Here is an 18,450-nt window from a genome sequence, read left to right on the forward strand (position 1 = left end):
TGGTAGGCTCAACCTCGCATTCGAACTCACTGGAGGAACCACACATGGCACGTGCAGTCGGTATCGACCTCGGCACCACCAACTCGGTCGTCGCCGTCCTGGAGGGTGGCGAGCCCACCGTCATCCCGAACGCAGAGGGCGCCCGGACGACACCGTCGGTCGTCGCGTTCGCCAAGGGCGGTGAGGTGCTGGTCGGTGAGGTCGCCAAGCGGCAGGCCGTGACCAACGTCGACCGCACCATCCGCTCGGTGAAGCGCCACATGGGCACGGACTGGAAGGTCGCCGTCGACGGCAAGGACTACCGTCCGCAGCAGATCAGCGCCTTCGTCCTGCAGAAGCTGAAGAGGGATGCCGAGGCCTACCTCGGCGAGCCCGTCACCAACGCGGTCATCACCGTCCCCGCCTACTTCGGCGACGCGGAGCGACAGGCCACCAAGGAGGCCGGCGAGATCGCGGGCCTGGTCGTCGACCGGATCATCAACGAGCCCACCGCCGCAGCACTCGCCTACGGCCTGGACAAGGGCGACACCGAGCAGACGGTGCTCGTCTTCGACCTCGGCGGCGGCACCTTCGACGTCTCGCTGCTGGACATCTCCGACGGCGTCTTCGAGGTCAAGGCCACCAAGGGCGACAACCGCCTGGGCGGCGACGACTGGGACCAGCGCATCGTCGACTGGCTCGTCAAGGAGTTCAAGAACAAGTACGGCATCGATCTGGCCGCCGACAAGATGGCCCGCCAGCGGCTGCAGGAGGCCGCTGAGCGCGCCAAGATCGAGCTTTCGAGCGCCTCCGAGACCAGCATCAACCTGCCGTACATCACGGCCGGCGCCGAGGGCCCGCTGCACCTCGACGAGAAGCTGACGCGGGCCGAGTTCCAGCGCATGACGCAGGATCTGCTCGATCGCTGCCGTGCACCGTTCAACGCGGTGATCTCCGACGCGAAGACCACGGTCAGCTCGATCGACCACGTGATCCTCGTCGGCGGCTCCACCCGGATGCCGGCCGTCGTCGACCTCGTGAAGGAGCTGACCGGCGGCAAGGAGCCCAACAAGGGCGTCAACCCCGACGAGGTCGTCGCGCTCGGAGCGTCGCTGCAGGCCGGTGTCCTGAAGGGCGAGGTGAAGGACGTCCTGCTGCTCGACGTGACCCCGCTGTCGCTCGGCATCGAGACCAAGGGCGGCGTCATGACGAAGATCATCGAACGCAACACGACGATCCCGACCAAGCGTTCCGAGGTGTTCACGACGGCCGAGGACAATCAGCCGTCGGTGATGATCCAGGTCTACCAGGGCGAGCGCGAGTTCGCCCGCGACAACAAGTCGCTGGGCAACTTCGAACTCACCGGCCTGCTCCCGGCGCCGCGCAACGTGCCGCAGATCGAGGTCACCTTCGATATCGACGCCAACGGCATCGTCCACGTGTACGCGAAGGACCTCGCCACCAGCAAGGAGCAGTCGATGACCGTGACCGGCGGGTCGGCCCTCGCCAAGGACGACATCGACAAGATGATGCGGGACGCCGAGGCGCACGCCGCCGAGGACAAGGCCCGCCGTGAGGCCGTCGACCTGCGCAATGAGGCCGACAGCCTGGTGTTCCGCACCGAGAAGATCCTGTCCGAGAACGCCGAGACGATCGGTGACGACGTGCGTGCGCCGGTGCAGACCGCCCTCGACGAACTCACCGAGGCGCTGAAGGGCGAGGACAACGACCGCGTCAAGAACGCGATGAACGACCTCAACACGAAGGCCGCGGCCATGGGCCAGGCGATCTACAGCGCCGCGCAGGCGCAGCAGGCCTCCGCCGAGGCGGGGGGCGGCGACGCCACGGGCGAGACCGCGGGCGCGGAGGACGTGGTGGACGCCGAGATCGTCGACGACGAGGGCAAGGACGACAAGTGACGCAGAGGGATGTGCCCGAGGAGGAACGCGAGGGACCGGTCGTTCGCGACCGGCGACGCATAGATCCCGAGACCGGGCAGGTCCGCCGGCCTCCTTCCCCGCAGCCCGAGCAGGGGAAGGAGGAGCCGGCCGAGGCGGTCGAGGGCGAGCTTCTCGAAGCCGAGCCCATCGCGATGGCGAAGGTGCGTGAGCTGGAGGAACTCGTCGGCGAGCGCACTGCGGATCTGCAGCGGCTCCAGGCGGAGTACGCGAACTACAAGAAGCGCGTCGATCGCGACAGGGCGCTGTCCCGGCAGGGCGGCGTGGAGGTCGTCATCTCCGACCTGCTGCCGGTGCTCGACAGCATCGAGGCGGCCCGCCAGCACGGCGAGCTCGACGGTGGCTTCAAGCTGGTGGCCGACGAGCTCGAACGGCTGGCGGCGAAGCACGGCGTCGAGGTGTTCGGCGAACCGGGGGACGCGTTCGACCCCATGCTGCACGAGGCGCTGATGCAGATGCCGTACGAGGCGGGCCCGGTCGCCGAACCGACCGTCGCCGCTGTGATGCAGCGCGGAGTCCGCGTCGGCGACAAGGTGCTGCGACCCGCCCGCGTCGGGGTGGCACAGCCCGCGACGGAGGAATGACGAGGCGACAGAGGAAGGAAGGAGGCGTCCGGTGAGCACCAAGGACTGGCTCGAGAAGGACTACTACAAGGTCCTCGGCGTCTCCAAGGATGCGTCCGCGGCCGAGATCAAGAAGGCGTTCCGGCGACTGGCCCGGGAGAACCATCCCGATCAGCACGCCGGCGACAAGGCGGCCGAGGATCGCTTCAAGGAGGTCACCGAGGCCTACGACGTCCTCTCCGACGCCGACAAGCGCAAGGAGTACGACGAGGCGCGCAAGCTGTTCGGGGCCGGGTTCCGGTTTCCGGGTGGCCAGGGCGGTACCGCGGGCGGTCCGTCGATGGAGGATCTGTTCCGTCGGTCCGGCACCGCGGGCGACGGCGGGTTCAGCGATCTGTTCGGAAACCTGTTCGGCCAGGGCGCGTCGCGTCGCTCGGGCGGGCGCGGGCCCCGGCGTGGGCATGACATCGAGGGCGAGACCACGATCGACTTCCGCGAGGCGGTCGAGGGCATCACGGTGTCGCTCCTGACGAACTCCGAGTCCGCGTGCGCGAACTGCCACGGCACCGGTGCCCGCCCGGGGACGACTCCGCGGGTGTGCCCGACGTGTCAGGGGTCCGGGATGCAGACGTCCAACGCGGGCGGGGTGTTCGCGGTGAGCGAGCCGTGCCGCGACTGCCGCGGACGCGGTCTCATCGTGGACGATCCCTGCCCTGTCTGCCAGGGGTCGGGCCGGGCGGTGTCGACGACACCGTTGCAGGTCCGCATCCCCGGCGGCGTGGACGACGGGAAGCGGCTGCGCATCAAGGGCAAAGGCGGGCCGGGAGACAACGGCGGCTCCGCGGGGGACCTGTACGTCCTCGTCCATGTGCGGCCGCATCCCGTCTTCGGCCGTTCGGGAGAGAACGTGACGATCACCGTGCCGGTGACGTACCCGGAGGCGGCGCTGGGCGCCGAGATCGAGGTGCCCACGCTGTCCGGCGGTCCGGTGCGGCTGAAACTGGCTGCCGGCACGCGCAACGGGCAGGTGCTGCGGGTGCGTGGCCGGGGGGTCGCGAAGAAGAACGGGGAGCGAGGCGACCTGCTGGTCACGATCGACGTCACCGTTCCGCACCACCTGACCGACGAGGCCCGGGACGCCCTTCGCGCCTATGAGGCCGCCGCGCCCGAGGGCGATCCGCGGGCCCGTCTGTTCGCCGAGGCGGTCGGGACATGACCACCCTGCCGGCGATCATCGACCGCGACGCCGCCGTCTTCACGATCTCGGTGGCCGCCCGGCTTGCCGACATGCACCCGCAGACGCTCCGCGGGTACGACAAGCTCGGGCTCGTCGTCCCGCGCCGCGCGCGCGGCCGGGGACGACGGTACTCGGCCCGCGACGTCGACCGGCTCCGTCTGGTGCAGCGCCTGTCGCAGGGCGAGGGGATCAACCTCGCCGGCATTCGGCACATCCTCCGGCTGCAGGCCGAGGTGGACGACCTCACCGAGCAGGTGGAGAGCCTCGCCGATGCGCTGCGCGCGGCGCGTGCGGTGCCTGCCGCGTCGCGGCTGTTCACCGCGGACTCCGGCGGGGACGTCCGGCTGGGAGCCCGCTCGGCGCCTCGCCGGCGGCTGCTGGCGCTCACTCGCTGAGGACCGGCGGCTGCGTCGGCCCACGGTCGCCGGGACGCGGCGGCCACAGGCTCGGGCGGATCGTGGAAAGCGGCCCCGGAACGTCGCGAACCGTCTATCGGAATCCGGGGGGAATTGGTGCCGATAGGCGGTCCGCGACACTGACGTTCGGCTCCACCGCCACGGGCGGCGGATTCACGGTCAGCACGATGCCGTTCTCGCCGGGGGGACGAGGAACAGCTTCAACAAAACTACGAATACCCGAGGGAAACGTCAACCTGCCCTCAGGGCACGGTGGAGGCTCCGCCGGGTCGCGCCCCTCACCAGGGGCGGAATAGACAAACCAACCCCATGGTTGAGTCTGGTGAACTCAACTTTGATCCTGCGATGGAGAACCAACCACATGGACACGTCCAAACTGACCGCGAAGAGCCGCGACGCCGTCAGCGCCGCGGTACGGGAGGCCCTGACCCGGGGGAACCCGCAGGCGGAGCCCGTCCATCTGCTGTACGCCCTGCTGCTGGTGCCCGAGAACAACGGCGTCGCCACGCTTCTCTCCGGCGTCGGGGCGCAGCCCGAGATCGTCTCGGCGGCCGCTCAGGGACAGATCACGAAGCTGCCGTCGAGCAGCGGCTCCACGGTGTCCCAACCGACGATGTCGGGTTCGCTCGCGCGGGTGCTGGCCGACGCGGAGACGCGCGCGCTGAAGCTCGGCGACCAGTTCGTCGCCACGGAGCATCTGCTGCTGGCCCTGTCGGCCATCGACTCGCCCGCGCGCAAGATCCTCGCCGACCTCGGCGTGCGGACGTCCGACCTCGAGAGTGCATTCGACGAGGCCCGCGGCGACCGCCGCGTGACCAGCCCGGAGGAGGAGGGCGCGTCGTCCACCCTCGACAAATACTCGATCGACCTCACCGCGCGGGCGCGCGAGGGGAAGCTGGACCCGGTCATCGGCCGGGACCAGGAGATCCGGCGCGTCGTCCAGGTGCTGGCCCGGCGCACCAAGAACAACCCGGTGCTGATCGGTGAGCCCGGCGTCGGCAAGACCGCTGTCGTCGAGGGGCTGGCACAGCGGGTCGTCGCCGGGGACGTCCCCGACTCGCTGCGCGGGCGCCGCGTCGTCGCGCTCGACCTGGCCTCCATGGTCGCCGGCGCGAAGTACCGCGGCGAGTTCGAGGAGCGGCTGAAGGCCGTCCTCAACGAGATCCGCGACGCCGAGGGGCAGATCATCACGTTCATCGACGAACTGCACACCGTCGTCGGGGCCGGTGCGAGCGGCGACTCGTCGATGGACGCCGGCAACATGTTGAAGCCGATGCTGGCTCGCGGCGAGCTGCGGATGATCGGCGCGACGACACTGGACGAGTACCGCGAGCGCATCGAGAAGGACCCCGCGCTGGAGCGCCGCTTCCAGCAGGTCTTCGTCGGGGAGCCGAGCGTCGAGGACACGATCGCGATCCTGCGCGGACTGCGCGAGCGCTATGAGGGCCACCACAAGGTGCGCATCACCGACGGGGCACTCGTCGCGGCCGCGACCCTGTCGAACCGGTACATCACCTCTCGCCAGCTTCCGGACAAGGCGATCGACCTGATCGACGAGGCGGCGTCGCGGCTGCGGATGGAGATCGACTCGTCACCGGTCGAGATCGACCAGTTGCGCCGCGGCATCGACCGGATGACGATGCAGGCCCTGGCGCTGGAGAAGGAGACCGATCCGGCCAGCCGCGAGCGGTACGGCCGACTGCAGGCCGAGCTGGCCGACGCCAAGGAGGAGCTGCGGGCGCTGGAGGCTCGGTGGGAGGCCGAGAAGTCGGGTCTGAACAGGGTCGGTGACCTGAAGGAGCAGATCGACAAGCTCCGTGGTGAGGCGGAGCGGGCCCAGCGCGAGGGGGACCTGGGCAAGGCGTCGGAGATCCTGTACGGCCGCATTCCCACGCTGGAGGCCGAGATGCAGACCGCGTCGAAGGACGAGGAGACCCATCCGCCGATGGTGTCCGAGGAGGTCTCGGCGACCGACATCGCGGAGGTCGTCGCGTCCTGGACGGGCATCCCCGTGGGCAGGCTGCTGCAGGGCGAGTCCGAGAAGCTGCTCAACATGGAGACCGAGCTCGGGCACCGGCTGATCGGACAGCACAAGGCCGTGGCGGCGGTCTCCGATGCCGTGCGCCGGGCCCGGGCGGGCATCTCCGATCCGAACCGGCCCACCGGGTCGTTCCTGTTCCTCGGCCCGACCGGTGTCGGCAAGACCGAACTGGCGCGGGCGCTGGCGGACTTCCTCTTCGACGACGAGCGGGCGATGATCCGCATCGACATGAGCGAGTACTCCGAGAAGCACGCCGTGTCCCGCCTCGTGGGTGCCCCGCCGGGGTACGTCGGCTACGAGGAGGGCGGTCAGCTCACCGAGGCCGTTCGGCGCCGCCCGTACTCGGTGGTCCTCCTCGACGAGGTCGAGAAGGCCCACCCGGAGGTGTTCAACATCCTGCTGCAGGTCCTGGACGATGGCCGCCTCACCGACGGGCAGGGGCGAACGGTCGACTTCCGCAACGTCATCCTGATCCTCACGTCGAACCTGGGATCGCAGTTCCTCGCCGACCAGTCCCTCGACGAGCGGACGAAGCAGGACGCCGTCATGGGCGTCGTCCGGCAGGCGTTCAAACCCGAGTTCCTCAACCGGCTGGACGACATCGTGATGTTCGACCCGCTGGGCATCGAGGAGCTGTCGAAGATCGTCTCGATCCAGTTGGACCGGCTCGACGCGCGGCTGGCCGACTGGCGCATCCGGGTCGTCCTCACCCCGGCGGCGAAGGAGTGGCTGGCTCTCACCGGGTTCGATCCCGTGTACGGCGCCCGCCCGCTCAAGCGGCTCGTCCAGACGGCCATCGAGGACGAACTCGCGCGCGGGCTCCTCGACGGCTCGCTGGGCGACGGGCAGACGGTGACGTTCGACGTCGCCACCGACCGGGACGGGCTGGAGGTCGTGTCGGAGCCGGCCGGCGACCCGGCGGCCACGGCCTGACCGGCGAGCACGGCGCGGGGGGCGTGCCCGCCCTCCGGGCGCCGCGGGGCGATCCCCTACAATGGCGCCCGTGACGGATACCGAGACGCCGAGACGCGCGCAGGTGAAGGAAAAGCGGCGGCGTCCGCGGGCGCCTCTGGTCGTCGGGGTCATCCTTCTCGCCCTCGGTGTCGGCGCGCTGTCGTGGTTCGCCTGGGAGTTCTGGGGGACGAACATCCCTGCCGTGGAGGCGCAGAAGGCCGAGAAGCAGAAGCTCCGCGAGGTCTGGTCCACGCCGTCGGCGAGCAGCACCCCGATCCCCGGCGACGGGATCGCGATCCTGCGGATCCCCGACTTCGGGTCGGATTGGGAGCAGCCGGTGCTGGTGGGCACCGACCAGGACACCTTGATGCGCGGCCTCGGCTGGTACGAGAACACCGCGATGCCCGGCGAGATCGGCAACTTCGCCGTCGCAGGTCATCGGTCGGGCCACGGCCGTCCGTTCGACCAGTTGCTCGACCTGAAGGCCGGTTCGCAGGTGATCGTGGAGACACGGACGTACATCTACACCTACGAGCTCGACAACTCGCCCGCCGACCTGACGGTGAAGAACACCGACACCTGGGTTCTCGATTCCGTGCCCGGGAAGCCCGACGAGAAGCCGACGAAGGCGCTGATCACCCTCACGACCTGCCAGGACTTCTTCTCCTCTCCGGATCGGTCGATCGGGTTCGGGCATCTCGTGTCGAGCCAGAAGAAGTGAGTCTCGTCCCCCGGAAGGAACGCCCATGACGATCGAACAGGACCGCGCGGATCTCAACGCCCTGATCCGCGACCTCGCCGTGATCCGGGGCGAGGTCACCCTGGCCAGCGGGCGGACCGCGCCGTACTACGTGGATCTGCGCCGCGTCACCCTCGACGGTGCCGCCGCGCCCCTCGTGGGGCGGGTCATGCGCGACCTCGTGGCCGACCTCGAGTTCGAGGCCGTGGGCGGGCTGACGCTGGGTGCCGATCCGGTGGCTCTGGCGATGCTCCACGCCGCCGCGGCGGAAGGGCGGCGTCTCGACGCGTTCGTCGTGCGCAAGGAGGCCAAGAGCCACGGCCTGCAGCGGCGGATCGAGGGGACGCCCGTGGCCGGGCGGCGCGTGCTGCTCGTCGAGGACACCAGCACCACCGGCGGGTCGGTGCTCACCGCCGCCGAGGCGGTGCGGGAGGCGGGCGGACAGATCGTGGGCGTCGCCGTCATCGTCGACCGCGAGACCGGCGCACGTGAGCGGATCGAGGCGGCGGGCTACCCCTACCGGGCCGCGGCGACGACGACCGACCTCGGTCTCGCCTGAGGACCTACTCGGCCTCGGCGAACGTGACCGCGGCCGCTTCGGCCTTGCCGCGGCGTTTCGCCATGACGTACTCGACGCCCATCGGCACCAGCGACACCAGGACGATGAGGACGAGTGCGACCTCGATGTTCTGATGGACGATCGGGATCGTCCCGAGGAAATACCCCAGCACCGTGACACCCGTGGCCCACAGGACGCCGCCGATGGCGGTGTAGGTGATGAACTTGCGGAACTCCATCTTGCCGACGCCGGCGACGAGGGTGACGAACGTCCGCACCATCGGGACGAAGCGGGCCAGGATCAGTGCGCGCGACCCGTACTTCTCGAAGAAGCCGTGGGTCATCTCGACGTACTTGGGGTTGAACACCTTGCCCATGAACCCCGAGCGGGGCTTGAACAACGGCGGGCCGATCAGCCGGCCGAGGTAGTAGCCGCTGATGTTCCCGAGGACGGCGGCGATCGTCAGGACGAGGCAGCAGATCGCCAGGACCCAGCCCGAGGACAGGTCGCCGAAGGTGATGGTGCCGAGGGCGACGAACATGCCCACGGTGAACAGGAGAGAGTCGCCGGGCAGCAGGGAGAAGAGGCCGCACTCCGCGAAGACGATGAGAGCGACACCCCACAGCGCCCAGTTGCCCAGAGACATGATGATGAACTCCGGGTCGAGCCAGTCGGGCAGCAGCAGGGGCGCCAGCAGGAGCGGAAGTGAGACCGTCACGTTCACCGAGACTACCCTGGCCCTCCATGGGAGCCCACAAAGACGACGATCCGGCAGTGTCGGCCGCACCGGGGGTCGGGCCGTATCCGCCCCCGTGGCCCGTCGACGATCGGCTCGACCCCGCCCTGCTCGCCGAGGGGGACCGCCGCAACGTGGCCGACCGCTACCGCTACTGGACGGTGCCCGCCATCGTCGCCGACCTGGACGCCCGTCGGCACCGGCTCCACGTCGCCATCCAGAACTGGGAGCACGACTTCAACATCGGCTCCATCGTCCGCACGGCCAACGCGTTCAACGTCGCGGGCGTGCACATCCTGGGCCGTCGCCGCTGGAACCGCCGCGGCGCGATGGTGACCGATCGCTACCTGCACGTGTCCCATCACGCGACGGTCGAGGAGTTCGTCTCCTGGGCCGCGGGAGAGGCCGTGCCGCTCATCGGCGTCGACAACCTGCCCGGGTCGGTCCCGCTCGAACGCACCGAGTTGCCGCCCGTCTGCTGCCTCGTCTTCGGGTCGGAGGGGCCCGGGCTCACCCCGGACGTCGTCGCGGCCTGTGAGCGCCTCGTGGCGATCACCCAGTACGGTTCGACGCGATCCCTCAACGCGGGTGCGGCGGCCGCGATCGCGATGTACCACTGGGCGCTGCGCTGGGCCTGAAATCGGTGTCGACCGGGGGTCCGCGGCGCGTACAGTGAGGCGTCCCGAACACGGTGTCCGGGGGGAGGGGACGCGTGGCAGGCGAGTCGGTTCCGCAGTCGGAGGATCACGCGAACGGCGGTGCGGCCGGCTCCCGAGGCCTCGTCCTCGCCGTCGCCGCGTACGGTCTGTGGGGCCTGTTCCCGTTCTACTTCCAACTCGTGAAGGCGGCCGGTGCGGTCGAGGTCATCGGTCACCGGATCCTGTGGTCCTTCGTCTTCTGCTTCGCCGGCGTCCTGCTGTGGCGGCAGTGGCGGCATCTGGTCGAGGTCGTGCGCAACCGGCGGTTGTTCTGGGGACTGGCGGCGGCCGGCGTGCTCGTGTCGCTGAACTGGCTCGTGTACGTGTGGGCCGTCCTCAACGACCACATCGTCGATGCGGCGCTGGGGTACTTCGTGAACCCGCTCGTCACGGTGGCGCTGGCCGTCGTCTTCCTGCGGGAGCGGCTGCGGCCCGCGCAGAAGGTCGCGGTCGGTGTCGGGCTCGTGGCCGTGATCGTCATCGCCGTGGGCTACGGGCAGGTGCCGTGGGTCGCTCTCGCCCTCGCGCTCAGCTTCGGGCTCTACGGGCTGGTGAAGAACCGCGTCGGGGGCAAGGTGTCGCCTCTGGTCGGGTTGACGGTCGAGACGTCGGTCCTCTCGCCCGTCGCGCTGGTGTACCTCGGGTGGCTGCAGGTGACCGGCGCGGGGACGCTGCTCGGTCACGGCGTCCCGCACACGGCGGCGCTGCTGGGAGCCGGGGCCGTCACCGCCGTCCCGCTGCTGCTGTTCGCCGGCGCCGCGAGCCGGATCCCGCTGTCCATGCTGGGGTTCATCCAGTACCTGACGCCGATCCTGCAGTTCTCGATCGGCGTGTGGGTCAACCACGAGGTGATGCCGCTGCCGCGGTGGATCGGGTTCGGGCTCGTGTGGGTCGCGCTGGTCATCCTGACCGTCGACGGTCTCCGTCCCGCCCGCTCGCGCGCCGTCGTCGTCGACCCCGAGATCCAGAGCTGACCAGGCCCGGAGCGCCCGGGGGCAGAGGCCCGGCAGGCACCCCGATTCCGCTGGAGCGTCCGGCGTTGTGTGGAAGAATGCCGAGTGTTCGCTCTTACGACCGAAAGTGATCCCCGATGCCTATCGCAACTCCCGAGAAGTACGCAGAGATGCTCGATCTGGCGAAGGAGAAGTCCTTCGCCTACCCGGCCATCAACATCACCTCCTCCCAGACCGTGACCGCCGCAATCCAGGGCTTCGCCGAGGCGGGATCCGACGGCATCATCCAGGTGTCGACCGGCGGCGCCGAGTATGCGTCGGGATCCACGATCAAGGACATGGTCACCGGTGCGGTGGCCCTCGCGCAGTACGCGAACGAGGTGGCGAAGAAGTACCCGGTCAACGTCGTCCTCCACACCGACCACTGCCCGAAGCCCAAGCTGGAGAGCTATGTCCGGCCGCTGATCGCGATCTCCCTGGACCGCGTCGCCCGGGGTGAGAACCCGCTCTTCCAGTCGCACATGTGGGACGGTTCGGCCGTGCCGGTCGACGAGAACCTGTCCATCGCGGCCGAGCTGCTGGAGCTGACCAACAAGGCCAGGCAGATCCTCGAGATCGAGGTCGGCGTCGTCGGCGGCGAGGAGGACGGCGTCAGCAACGAGATCAACGAGAAGCTGTACACGACGGTCGAGGACGGCTTCAAGACGGTCGAGGCGCTCGGCCTCGGAGAGAAGGGCCGCTACATCACGGCCCTCACCTTCGGCAATGTGCACGGGGTGTACAAGCCGGGTGCCGTCAAGCTGCGTCCCGCGGTCCTCAAGGAGATCCAGGACGCGGTCGGCGCGAAGTACGGCAAGGCGAAGCCGTTCGATCTCGTCTTCCACGGGGGCTCCGGCTCGAGCCCGCAGGAGATCAGCGACGCGGTCGACTTCGGCGTCATCAAGATGAACGTCGACACGGACACCCAGTACGCGTTCACGCGTCCGGTCGTGGAGCACATGTTCCGCAACTACGACGGCGTGCTGAAGGTCGACGGCGAGGTCGGCAACAAGAAGCTGTACGACCCGCGGGCGTGGGGCAAGGCGGCCGAGGCCGGCATGGCCCAGCGCGTCGTCGAGGCGTGCCAGAACCTGCGTTCGGCCGGGCACTCCATCGGCTGATCCCGCATGACTCCGCGGCGGCCGGTCCCTCGAAGGGGCCGGCCGCCGGCGTTCCCGAAGCCATGACCGGTGGAGCCCGGCCCCGTCGTCATCCGGTCAGCCTGACCCGCCGGGTCGACGATGTCGGTGAGGGCGCGCCTGTGTGTGTGCCGCGTGCCGCGCGGCGAACCCACGCGGGAGCACGGCGCTGGTTCTAGGGTGATCCCATGACGTTCGAGAATCTGCTGGGTGGCATCGCACCGACCTTGCTGCCCGCCGATCCGGCGCTGGACGAGCTCATCGCCCACGGCAGCGAGCAGTTCGTCGAGATCGCCTCCCGGCACCTCGACTCGAGCCTGTGCTGGGCGATCCTGTCGGAGGGCGCCCTCGCCGCGGCGACCCCCGACGCCGAACTCATGGCGTACGCGTTCGCCCGCACCGGCTACCACCGGGGCCTCGACGCCCTGCGCAAGAACGGCTGGCGCGGCAGCGGGCCGGTGCCGTGGGAGCACGAGCCCAACAGGGGCTTCCTGCGCTGCCTGGCGGCTCTCGCACGGCTGTCGGGCAGCCTCGGCGACGGCGCCGAGCACGATCGCTGCTGGCAGTTCCTGCGGGACAGCAGCGAGACCGGCTACCAGGTTCTCCAAGCCCGCAAGGACGCCGTCCCGGTCGCCGACCTGGTCCGCGACGTGACCGCGGCGGACGGGCCGGAACCGCGCACCGACGAGCCGCCGGCCGACGACGTGACCGAGACGGAGGCGACCGCGGACACGACCGGCGACGCCGCGCCCGGGGCGGAATCGACGGCGAGCCCGGCCGCGTCTGCCGCCGAGACGGAGCCCGACGCTTCGGTTGCCGCGCCGGTCACGGACGAATCGGCACCCGACGTCCCGTAGCGGCCTCCGCTCGCGGTTCGTGGGCCGGGGTGTGACCCTGTTCGCCCGCTCGTCCACGGTCGGGTAAGTTTGGCTCGTCACGCCCGCGTCGTCGGACGACCGCGGGCACATGCCGGTCGAAAGGGCGAGACAACTCCATGCCTGGTGTCGTGATCGTGGGATCCCAATGGGGGGACGAAGGCAAGGGAAAGGCGACCGATCAACTCGGGGATCGTGTCGATTTCTGCGTCAGATACTCGGGCGGGAACAACGCCGGTCACACCTTGGTCGTGAACGGGGAGACCTACGCCTTGCACCTGCTTCCGTCCGGGATCCTCAACCCCTCGGCGATTCCCGTCATCGGCAACGGCGTCGTGGTCGACCTCGGCGTCCTGTTCGAGGAGATCGACGGCCTGGCGGCCCGGGGAGTGGACACGTCCCGGTTCCTGATCTCCACCAACGCGCACATCATCACGAGCTATCACAAGGTCATCGACAAGGTGACGGAGCGCTTCCTGGGCAAGCGGCGCATCGGTACGACGGGGCGGGGGATCGGGCCCGCCTACTCCGACAAGATCAATCGCCTGGGAATCCGCATCCAGGATCTGTTCGACGAGTCGATCCTGCGCCAGAAGGTCGCCGCCGCTCTCGACCAGAAGAACCAACTGCTGGTCAAGGTGTACAACCGGCGCGCGGTCGATCCGACCCAGGTCGCCGACGAGCTGCTGACGTACGCCGACCGGATCGCTCCGCACGTCGCCGATGTCGCGCTGGTCCTCAACACGGGGCTCGACGAGGGCAAGGTCGTCCTGTTCGAGGGCGCGCAGGCCCACCACCTGGACGTCGACCACGGCACCTACCCGTACGTGACGTCGTCCAACCCGATCGCCGGCGGAGCCTGTACCGGTTCGGGCGTGGGGCCGACGCGCATCGACCGGGTCATCGGGATCGCGAAGGCGTACACCACCCGCGTCGGCGAGGGACCGTTCCCGACCGAGCAGATCAACCCCGACGGCGAGAAGCTGCGCGCCGACGGTCACGAGTTCGGGACGACGACCGGCCGGGAGCGGCGCTGCGGCTGGTTCGACGGGCTGGTGGTGCGTGCCGCGACGAGGGCGAACGCGTTCACCGACATCTTCCTCACCAAGCTGGACGTCCTCACGGGCTGGGACCGGATCCCCGTCTGCGTCGCGTACGACATCAACGGCGAGCGGGTCACCGAGATGCCCCCCTCGCAGTCGGACCTCCACCATGCGCGTCCTGTCTATGAGTACCTGGACGGCTGGCAGGAGGACATCACGTCGGCCCGCACGTTCGGCGATCTGCCGGTGCAGGCGCAGGCGTACGTCCGCCGGCTGGAGGAGCTGTGCGGCGCCCAGATCTCGGGGATCGGCGTGGGGCCGGACCGCGAGCAGTCGGTGATGATCCGCGATCTGCTGTGACGGATCCCGCCGGTAGGCTGTCCCGGTGAGTGAAATCGCGGTCCTCGTCATCGGGTCCGGCGGGCGCGAGCACGCCCTGGCCCAGGCGCTCTCGCACGATCCGGGGGTGTCGGCGGTGCACTGCGCACCCGGCAATCCCGGCACGGCGCAGGTCGCCCGCAACCACCCTGTCGACGCGTCCGACCCCGGCGCGGTCGCGGCGCTGGCGCGCGAGCTCGGCGTCGATCTCGTCGTGGTCGGGCCCGAGGCGCCGCTCGTCGCCGGGGTCGCCGACGCCGTGCGTGCCGCCGGCATCGCCTGCTTCGGGCCGAGCGCCGCCGCGGCGCGGCTCGAGGGATCCAAGGCGTTCGCCAAAGAGGTGATGGAGGCCGCAGGCGTCCCGACCGCCGCGGCCCGGTACTGCACGACCCCGGCCGAGGTCGCCGCAGCTCTCGACGAGTTCGGATCGCCCTACGTCGTGAAGGACGACGGCCTGGCCGCGGGCAAGGGGGTCATCGTGACGGACGACCGCGAGGCCGCGCTGGCCCACGCCGCCGCGTGCGGACGTCCGGTCGTCGTCGAGGAGTTCCTCGACGGGCCCGAGGTGAGTCTGTTCGCCATCTGCGACGGCTCCACGGCGCTGCCCATGCAGCCGGCGCAGGATTTCAAGCGGGTCGGCGACGGCGACGCCGGCCCGAACACGGGCGGGATGGGCGCGTACACGCCGCTGCCGTGGGCCCCGCCGGGGCTGGTCGACGAGGTGATGGACTCCGTCGTCGCCCCCACCCTGGCCGAGATGGCCCGCCGCGGCACGCCGTTCGTCGGACTGCTGTACGCGGGGCTCGCGCTGACATCGCGCGGTGTGCGCGTCGTCGAGTTCAACGTCCGCTTCGGGGATCCCGAGACGCAGCCCCTGCTCGCGGTCCTCGCGTCGCCGCTGGGGCGGGTGCTGCACGCCGCGGCGACGGGCACGCTGACCGATGTCGGTCGCCTGGCCTGGCGTGACGAGTCCGCGGTGGTCGTCGTGATGGCGGCCTCCGGCTATCCCGGCACGCCGAAGAAGGGCGGACGCATCCGCGGGCCACGGCTGGCGGGCAGCGACGACAACGTTCACATCATCCATGCGGGCACGGCGCTGGACGACGGCGAGCTCGTCGCGGACGGCGGGCGGGTGCTCGGCGTCGTGGGCACGGCGGGCAGCCTGGCCGGCGCCCGGGAGGCCGCCTACGCGGCGATCGCCCAACTCGACTTCCCCGACGGCTTCTGCCGTCACGACATCGCACGGAAGGCCGCCGAGGAGATCTCATGAGTGTTCTCGCCGAACGGTACGCGTCGCCCGAGATGCGCGAGATCTGGTCGCCCGAGCGCAAGATCCTCGCCGAACGCGAACTGTGGATCGCTGTCCTGAAGGCGCAGGCAGAGCTCGGCGTCGACTTCGGCGGGGACGACCCGCAGACGGTCATCGCCGCCTACGAGGCCGTCAAGGAGCAGATCGACACCGAGTCGATCACGGCCCGCGAGCGCGTGACGCGCCACGACGTGAAGGCGCGCATCGAGGAGTTCTGCGCGCTCGCCGGGTACGAGCACATCCACAAGGGGATGACGAGCCGCGATCTCACCGAGAACGTCGAGCAGGCCCAGCTCAAGGCGTCCATGGAGGTGATCTCCGACAAGTGCGTCGCCACGCTCGTCCACCTGTCGCGGCTGGCGACCCAGTACGCCGATCTTGCGATGACCGGGCGTTCGCACAACGTCGCCGCGCAGGTCACGACGCTGGGCAAGCGGTTCGCCACGGCCGCCGAGGAACTGCTGTACGCGCAGGAGCGGCTGGAGGATCTGCTCGACCTGTACCCGCTACGCGGGATCAAGGGCCCGATGGGGACGGGCCAGGACATGCTCACGCTGCTGGGCGGCGACGAGCGGAAGCTGCGCGTGCTGGAGGAGCGCGTGGCCGATCACCTCGGCTTCGGGCATGTCATGATCTCCACCGGCCAGGTGTACCCGCGCTCGCTCGACTACGAGGTGCTGTCGGCGCTCGTGCAGATCGCGGCGGGCCCGTCGTCGCTGGCCACCACGATTCGTCTCATGGCGGGCCAGGAGCTCGTCACCGAGGGGTTCAAGCCCGGGCAGGTCGGATCGTCCGCGATGCCGCACAAGATGAACGCCCGGTCGTGCGAACGGATCAACGGCTTCATGGTGCTGCTGCGCGGGTACGCCCAGATGGTCGGCGATCTCGCCGGCGGGCAGTGGAACGAGGGAGACGTGTCGTGCTCGGTGGTCCGGCGCGTGGCGCTGCCCGATGCCTGCTATGCGATCGACGGGCTGTTCGAGACGATGCTGACGGTGCTGGCCGAGTTCGGTGCGTTCCCGGCTGTGATCGAGGCCGAGTTGCAGCGATACCTTCCGTTCCTGTCCACGACGAACATCCTGATGGCGGCCGTCCAGCACGGCGTCGGGCGTGAGACCGCCCACGAGGTCATCAAGGAGCACGCGGTCTCGGTGGCGCTGGCGATGAGGGAAGGCGCGCCCGGCAACGACCTGCTGGACCGGCTGGCCGGCGACGATCGTCTCGGGCTGAGCCGCGAGGAACTGGATCGTGCCGTCGCCGAGCCGCTGCGGCTGTCGGGCGCCGCCCGGCATCAGGTGGGGCGGGTCGACGCCCGGGTGCGGGTGCTGGCCGATCGCAATCCCGAGGCGGCCGCCTACGTTCCGGGAGCCGTCCTGTGACGGTGGCCCCCGACGATGCGGCGGCGATCGCCGCGCAGCTCGGCCGGACGCCGCGGGGGATGGTCGCCGTCGCATGGCGGTGTCCGTCGGGCACGCCGGGTGTCGTCACGACCGCACCCCGGCTGCCGGACGGGACGCCGTTCCCGACGATGTACTACCTGACCTGCCCGTCGCTGACGTCGGCCTGTTCGACGCTGGAGGCGCGGGGGGTCATGGCCGAGATGTCGGCCCGCCTCACGGCGGATCCCGAGCTGGCGGCGGCGTACCTCCGGGCGCACGATGCCTATCTCGCCGACCGGGCCGAGCTGGGCGACGTCCCCGAGATCGACGGTGTCAGCGCCGGCGGAATGCCCGGGCGGGTGAAGTGCCTGCACGCGCTCGTCGCGCACGCCCTCGCCGCGGGGGAGGGCGTGAACCCGCTGGGGGACGAGGCCGTGGCGCTCCTGCGGGAGTCCCGGCTCTCGGCGTGCCTGCCACACGAGGAGGAACGAACCGATGGGTGAATGGGTCGCCGCGATCGACTGCGGCACGAACGCGGTGCGGATGCTCGTGTCCCGACCGGGTGTCGGCGGGCGTCCCACAGAGGTTGTGCGCCTGCTCGAGCTCACGCGGCTGGGCGAGGGCGTCGACGAGTCGCGGCAGTTCGCGCCCCAGGCGCTGGCCCGGACGTTCGCGGCCGTCGACACCTACGCGGGTGTGCTGCGCGGGTACCCCGAGGTCGGTCGCGTCCGGTTCGTCGCGACGTCGGCCACCCGCGATGTCGCGAACAGGGACGAGCTCTTCTCCGGCGTCGAGGCCCGGCTCGGCGTGAGGCCCGAGGTGATTCCCGGCACCGAGGAGGCGGGGTTGTCCTTCGCGGGCGCGATCGCGTCGCATGCGACGCCCGAGCCCGTGCTGGTCGTGGACGTCGGCGGCGGGTCCACGGAGCTTGTCACCGGGACGACGGCCGGGATCGAACGGGCCGTGTCGCTGAACGTCGGGTGCGTGCGGCTGCGGGAACGGTATCTGCGCTCCGAACCCCCGACACCGGCCGAGACCGCTGAGGCGGCCGGGTTCACCGCGGGGCTGCTGGACGGCTCCGGCATCGACTTCGGGGCCGTGGCGTCCTGGATCGGGGTCGGCGGCACGGCGACGACGCTGGCCTGCATCCAGCAGCGGCTGCCGGTCTACGACCGCAGCCGCGTGGACGGCGCGTCGCTGGAGGTCGGAGAGCTGCGCGACCTGTCCGACCGGCTCGGCGCGTCGACGCGCGAGCAGATCATGGCCATGGCCGACGTCCACCCCGTGCGGGCCGACGTCATCGGTGCCGGCGCACTCATCTCGGCGGCCGTCGCCGAGCGGGTGGGCGCGCCGATGCTGGTCAGCGAGGCCGACATCCTCGACGGGATCGTGGCGCTCCTTCTCGCGCGGCCCGCGTCCTGAGCGCGCCTCCGCGCCGGAACGGCTCGGCGCGGC

17 protein-coding genes are annotated in these 18,450 nt (G+C 70.2%); 16 read left to right on the plus strand and 1 reads right to left on the minus strand.

Annotated features, from left to right (window positions below; genetic code table 11):
• Positions 1 to 44: 44 nt before the first annotated feature.
• From dnaK to pyrE, 7 genes are all read left to right on the plus strand, one after another.
• Entirely contained in the window at positions 45 to 1,898 is a 1,854-nt protein-coding gene (dnaK, locus tag G555_RS0113390; protein ID WP_028709251.1) for a molecular chaperone DnaK, read from the plus strand.
• On the plus strand, positions 1,895 to 2,521 hold the full coding sequence (grpE, locus tag G555_RS20060) for a nucleotide exchange factor GrpE (RefSeq protein WP_342662679.1): 627 nt from the start codon (positions 1,895 to 1,897) through the stop codon (positions 2,519 to 2,521). The genes dnaK and grpE overlap by 4 nt, the downstream gene beginning before the upstream one ends.
• 31 nt (positions 2,522 to 2,552) lie before the next feature.
• A complete protein-coding gene (gene dnaJ / locus G555_RS0113400; RefSeq protein ID WP_028709252.1) occupies positions 2,553 to 3,716 on the plus strand; it encodes a molecular chaperone DnaJ in 1,164 nt (387 codons plus the stop codon).
• The gene (locus tag G555_RS0113405; protein WP_028709253.1) at positions 3,713 to 4,132 is read left to right on the plus strand and encodes a heat shock protein transcriptional repressor HspR; all 420 of its coding nucleotides are present in this window, start codon (positions 3,713 to 3,715) and stop codon (positions 4,130 to 4,132) included. The genes dnaJ and G555_RS0113405 overlap by 4 nt, the downstream gene beginning before the upstream one ends.
• 382 nt (positions 4,133 to 4,514) lie before the next feature.
• Positions 4,515 to 7,127 carry an ATP-dependent chaperone ClpB gene (clpB, locus tag G555_RS0113410; protein ID WP_028709254.1) on the plus strand — a complete coding sequence of 871 codons (2,613 nt, stop codon included), beginning with the start codon at positions 4,515 to 4,517 and terminating at the stop codon, positions 7,125 to 7,127.
• A gap of 70 nt (positions 7,128 to 7,197) precedes the next feature.
• Positions 7,198 to 7,869 carry a class E sortase gene (locus tag G555_RS20065; protein WP_245581272.1) on the plus strand — a complete coding sequence of 224 codons (672 nt, stop codon included), beginning with the start codon at positions 7,198 to 7,200 and terminating at the stop codon, positions 7,867 to 7,869.
• A gap of 25 nt (positions 7,870 to 7,894) precedes the next feature.
• Positions 7,895 to 8,446: an orotate phosphoribosyltransferase gene (gene pyrE / locus G555_RS0113420; RefSeq protein ID WP_036922585.1), complete on the plus strand. Its 552-nt coding sequence runs from the start codon at positions 7,895 to 7,897 to the stop codon at positions 8,444 to 8,446.
• Between the two features lie 4 nt (positions 8,447 to 8,450).
• On the opposite strand, the gene G555_RS0113425 is transcribed toward pyrE, so the two are convergent.
• Complete coding sequence (locus G555_RS0113425; RefSeq protein ID WP_036923062.1) at positions 8,451 to 9,164, minus strand: DedA family protein; 714 nt, start codon at positions 9,162 to 9,164, stop codon at positions 8,451 to 8,453.
• 26 nt (positions 9,165 to 9,190) lie between these two features.
• Between G555_RS0113425 and G555_RS0113430 the strand changes: the two genes are divergently transcribed.
• The 9 genes from G555_RS0113430 to G555_RS0113470 all read left to right on the plus strand — a co-directional run bounded on the left by G555_RS0113430 (position 9,191) and on the right by G555_RS0113470 (position 18,417).
• Positions 9,191 to 9,820 (plus strand): TrmH family RNA methyltransferase, encoded by a 630-nt coding sequence (locus tag G555_RS0113430; protein ID WP_051209114.1) that lies wholly within the window; start codon positions 9,191 to 9,193, stop codon positions 9,818 to 9,820.
• Positions 9,821 to 9,894: 74 nt separating this feature from the next.
• A complete protein-coding gene (gene rarD / locus G555_RS20070) occupies positions 9,895 to 10,854 on the plus strand; it encodes an EamA family transporter RarD (RefSeq protein ID WP_084635253.1) in 960 nt (319 codons plus the stop codon).
• 116 nt (positions 10,855 to 10,970) lie between these two features.
• Positions 10,971 to 11,993 carry a class II fructose-bisphosphate aldolase gene (fbaA, locus tag G555_RS0113440; protein WP_028709258.1) on the plus strand — a complete coding sequence of 341 codons (1,023 nt, stop codon included), beginning with the start codon at positions 10,971 to 10,973 and terminating at the stop codon, positions 11,991 to 11,993.
• 206 nt (positions 11,994 to 12,199) lie between these two features.
• Entirely contained in the window at positions 12,200 to 12,868 is a 669-nt protein-coding gene (locus tag G555_RS23305) for a DUF3151 family protein (RefSeq protein ID WP_084635254.1), read from the plus strand.
• A 137-nt stretch (positions 12,869 to 13,005) separates the two neighbouring features.
• Positions 13,006 to 14,289 (plus strand): adenylosuccinate synthase, encoded by a 1,284-nt coding sequence (locus G555_RS0113450; protein ID WP_028709259.1) that lies wholly within the window; start codon positions 13,006 to 13,008, stop codon positions 14,287 to 14,289.
• A gap of 34 nt (positions 14,290 to 14,323) precedes the next feature.
• Positions 14,324 to 15,577: a phosphoribosylamine--glycine ligase gene (gene purD, locus G555_RS0113455; RefSeq protein WP_028709260.1), complete on the plus strand. Its 1,254-nt coding sequence runs from the start codon at positions 14,324 to 14,326 to the stop codon at positions 15,575 to 15,577.
• Positions 15,574 to 16,995, plus strand: a complete 1,422-nt coding sequence (purB, locus tag G555_RS0113460) for an adenylosuccinate lyase (RefSeq protein WP_028709261.1) — start codon at positions 15,574 to 15,576, stop codon at positions 16,993 to 16,995. Before purD ends, purB begins: the two co-directional genes overlap by 4 nt.
• Positions 16,992 to 17,498: a DUF501 domain-containing protein gene (locus G555_RS0113465; protein ID WP_028709262.1), complete on the plus strand. Its 507-nt coding sequence runs from the start codon at positions 16,992 to 16,994 to the stop codon at positions 17,496 to 17,498. Before purB ends, G555_RS0113465 begins: the two co-directional genes overlap by 4 nt.
• Positions 17,491 to 18,417: a Ppx/GppA phosphatase family protein gene (locus tag G555_RS0113470; protein WP_028709263.1), complete on the plus strand. Its 927-nt coding sequence runs from the start codon at positions 17,491 to 17,493 to the stop codon at positions 18,415 to 18,417. Before G555_RS0113465 ends, G555_RS0113470 begins: the two co-directional genes overlap by 8 nt.
• Positions 18,418 to 18,450 lie beyond the last annotated feature (33 nt).

Origin of the sequence: Propionicicella superfundia DSM 22317, from assembly GCF_000423465.1 — a bacterium.
GTDB classification, from domain to species: Bacteria; Actinomycetota; Actinomycetes; order Propionibacteriales; family Propionibacteriaceae; genus Propionicicella; species Propionicicella superfundia.

Coding starts and splice junctions, on each gene's coding strand:
- dnaK (WP_028709251.1), top strand. CDS start 45: ATGGCACGTGCAGTCGGTATCGACCTCGGCACCACCAACTCGGTCGTC.
- G555_RS0113405 (WP_028709253.1), top strand. CDS start 3,713: ATGACCACCCTGCCGGCGATCATCGACCGCGACGCCGCCGTCTTCACG.
- clpB (WP_028709254.1), top strand. CDS start 4,515: ATGGACACGTCCAAACTGACCGCGAAGAGCCGCGACGCCGTCAGCGCC.
- pyrE (WP_036922585.1), top strand. CDS start 7,895: ATGACGATCGAACAGGACCGCGCGGATCTCAACGCCCTGATCCGCGAC.
- G555_RS0113430 (WP_051209114.1), top strand. CDS start 9,191: ATGGGAGCCCACAAAGACGACGATCCGGCAGTGTCGGCCGCACCGGGG.
- fbaA (WP_028709258.1), top strand. CDS start 10,971: ATGCCTATCGCAACTCCCGAGAAGTACGCAGAGATGCTCGATCTGGCG.
- G555_RS23305 (WP_084635254.1), top strand. CDS start 12,200: ATGACGTTCGAGAATCTGCTGGGTGGCATCGCACCGACCTTGCTGCCC.
- G555_RS0113450 (WP_028709259.1), top strand. CDS start 13,006: ATGCCTGGTGTCGTGATCGTGGGATCCCAATGGGGGGACGAAGGCAAG.
- purB (WP_028709261.1), top strand. CDS start 15,574: ATGAGTGTTCTCGCCGAACGGTACGCGTCGCCCGAGATGCGCGAGATC.
- G555_RS0113470 (WP_028709263.1), top strand. CDS start 17,491: ATGGGTGAATGGGTCGCCGCGATCGACTGCGGCACGAACGCGGTGCGG.